Below are 2863 nucleotides of genomic sequence, written 5' to 3'. Positions count from 1 at the left end.
TGGCGCTGTTGAATATCGCGCTCTGCAGCGCCCCCGCCTTGACCAGAGCATCTTCCGCCTGCTTGCGCGCGGTATTATCGGTGCCGATCAGCAGGTAGCCGATGATGGCGTTTTGAGCGTCGCGCAGCGCCGTGACCGACACGACGGCCGGCAAGCGGCTCCTGTCCTTGCGGATATAGGTCAGCTCGTAAATGTCCTCGATGCCGCGCGAGGCCTTGAACACCATGGCCTCGAAGCCCGGTGTGATCGGGGTGTCGAGCTCGACGCTGAGCGCCTTGGCGCGCGCGATCAGCTCGTGCAGATCGGAGATGTCGGCCGGCGTGATCTTGTTCATCACGTCGGCGGCCGAGTAACCCAGCATCCTTTCGGCGCCCACGTTGAAGATCTGGATAACACCTTTCGCGTCGGTAGCGATGCTTGAGAAGTTGGCGCTGTTGAAGATCGCGCTCTGCAAGGCTCCCGCGTTGCGCAGCGCCTGTTCCGCCTGCTTGCGCGCGGTGTTGTCGGTGCCGATCAGCAGGTAGCCGATGATGGCGTTTTTATCGTCTCGCAGCGCCGTGATCGACACGACGGCCGGGAAGCGGCTGCCGTCCTTGCGGATCTTGGTCAGATCGTAGATATCCTCGATGCCGCGCGAGGCCTTGAACACCAGCGCCTCGAAGCCCGAGGAAATCGGGGTTCCGAATTCGATGCTGAGCGCCTTGGCGCGCGCCAACAATTCTTGAGAATCGGAAAGGTCCGCCGGGGTGATCTTGTTCACCACTTCAGCGGCCGTGTAGCCCAGCATGCGCTCGGCGCCGACATTGAATATCTGAATGACGCCCTTTTCGTCGGTGGCGATGCTCGAAAAATTGGCGCTGTTAAAGATCGCGTCCTGCAAGGCGCTGGCTTTAATGGATAAGAATTTGCTTTTTACGGGTTTCAACTTTTATTCTCCTAAACGATGGCGCGCGAAACCTGCCATGATGATCATTCGCCGATCGTGCGCTTGTCCAAGCGCTTGACCCCGGGCAGGTCGGCAACCGTTTCGGCCGCCAATAGCGAATGGGGTGCGCTGGCCACGGTCCCGGTCAGGGTGACGACGCTATCCTGGCAGCGGACCTGGATGCCGTCGCCCTTGAGCCATGTTTTGCATACGACCGTTTTGACTGCAGCCGCCGCGATCTGCCCGTCCATGTCCCCTGCGAACAAATAGCCGGTGATCATCAACAATGTGACGATGATGGCGATGAGCATCGACACTGTCAATCTCGACATCACCATTTCCTGGTGTTTTTTATCTATCACTTCATCCATCGGCTTTATCCTCTCTTCTTAAAATAAATGAAGCATATTATGTGCCAAACGAATTCCAGGATAAAAGAACGGATTGCATGTGATTGGGAGTGGGAAACACGGTAGGAGATGTCCTGCAAAACAGGAATAGTCCTGTTCCATGGGGCAATTTTCGGATAAGGACGCAATTCGCATTGACGGGTTCATGTCCCAGCGGATTTTCGATCGCGGCGTTTACCCTCAGCCGCGGACAAGCAGGCACGGCATAGATTTACAAATACAGCATCAGGTAAATCTTCTGCTCGCTTTCGCTTTTGTGGACATCCGGGAGATACAGCAAGTAGCTATTGTTCAGGTAATAGGTGTATTCAAATCCAAGGCTGAGATTCCTGGAAAGCTTGATGGCAATCCTGGGCTTGAAAATGCTGATGATCTTGTCTCCTTCCGGTCCGATATATGTATGAAGCCAGTAAATGTAATAGATCACCGTCACCTGTCCTTTTTTTGCAATGTTAAGCGTGCCCTCAAACTTGGCTTCGCCGCCGCCGGAATAATCATAGTTCCGGAGATGGACCCCTCCCTCCACGATATCGACATAAGGAGAATTGCTGGCCCCGAGGGGAATCAGTCCGAGATGGAGCGCGGTTTGAAAATCGGAGTTCTTGAACAGCTGCAACCTGGCAAGGATCCCCGCCCCGAAGCCCAGGGCGCCGATTTCGAAAATCTGGCTGTCCCAGTAGTTGTAATGTTGAAATGCCCCGACCAGCATTTCCAGTTTCCCGGAGTGAATGGTCTTGCCGAACAAAAGGCCGTAACCGACGACATTGTCGAGGTATTTTGTCCCCACATTTTTTCCGTAACTGAGATCGATGCGAAACTTGAAGTAATCGAAAGGCTTGCGCGGCCGTATTTCAAAAGGATCGCCATAATCCATTTGAATGCCGAGGATCCCGCTCACACCGCTCGCCCCCATCTTGCCCAAGCCCTTTCCCGTATTGAACCAATGGGCCCCGCCGGCCAATGCGAGATTGAGCGGTTCCTTTTGATAGACCTCTTTCGGAGTGACTCTTTTCAGCTTTCCCTGCAGAAGCCTGCTGAAGGCTCTTCCCGGGCTGATAATCGCAGCCAAGATTTCCCGGATAACTCTTTCCGATCCGGTCTTCCGGTCATCCAGGATATTCGAACTTATGCGGTAAAGGATTTCTCCGAACAATGCGCCGCTGACGCTTGTGTTGATGATATCGTTGTAGGCCGGCCGCGTCGTCTCCCCGAAATACTCCCATAGCAAACTGCCCAACACGACAAAAGGAAAAGATGAATAGTAACAGTATCCGTTGGCGCGAGCCGAATTGAAGAAAGCGCCTCCGGAATAGGGATGAAAGAAAAAATTGATGCCAAAAAGGTCGGTATCCCATTCCCAGCCATTTTTCAAGTTGTTTTTCCAGCTTGTGGGTCCGATGCGAGCCCAGGAATTATTGAAAACAAACCTGTCGCACGCCCAGGTAAAAACATCGGTTGCGATGACCTTGAGCGCCACTTCCCACACGGGAGACTTCTTGATATAGGCCGGATCGTCATCCCACAACAA

The 2863-nt window shown here is 53.9% G+C and carries 4 protein-coding genes; 1 reads left to right on the top strand and 3 read right to left on the bottom strand.

Translation table 11 applies throughout. The features are described from left to right. The 3 genes from NTW95_15545 to NTW95_15535 form a co-directional block, all read right to left on the bottom strand. On the bottom strand, nt 1-925 hold a 925-nt coding region (locus NTW95_15545; GenBank protein ID MCX6558819.1), incomplete at its 3' end, for a PAS domain-containing protein. Nucleotides 926-969: 44 nt separating this feature from the next. Further along, a complete protein-coding gene (locus NTW95_15540) occupies nt 970-1296 on the bottom strand; it encodes a BON domain-containing protein (protein MCX6558818.1) in 327 nt (108 codons plus the stop codon). A 250-nt stretch (nt 1297-1546) separates the two neighbouring features. After that, a complete protein-coding gene (locus tag NTW95_15535; protein MCX6558817.1) occupies nt 1547-2707 on the bottom strand; it encodes a DUF3943 domain-containing protein in 1161 nt (386 codons plus the stop codon). Here NTW95_15535 and NTW95_15530 point away from each other — a divergent pair. After that, nucleotides 2651-2863, top strand: a 213-nt coding sequence (locus NTW95_15530; GenBank protein MCX6558816.1) for a hypothetical protein, incomplete at its 3' end; no start/stop codon positions are given. The genes NTW95_15535 and NTW95_15530 overlap by 57 nt on opposite strands.

It is taken from the genome of Candidatus Aminicenantes bacterium (genome assembly GCA_026393795.1).
Classification (GTDB): Bacteria; Acidobacteriota; Aminicenantia; order UBA2199; family UBA2199; genus UBA2199.
The sequence above is the reverse complement of the archived record's forward strand: the minus strand, read 5'-3'. Positions and strand labels throughout refer to the sequence as shown.

What these genes read in the sequence shown, in the direction of transcription:
- NTW95_15540 (MCX6558818.1), bottom strand. Translation starts at nt 1,296, where the DNA reads ATGGATGAAGTGATAGATAAAAAACACCAGGAAATGGTGATGTCGAGA.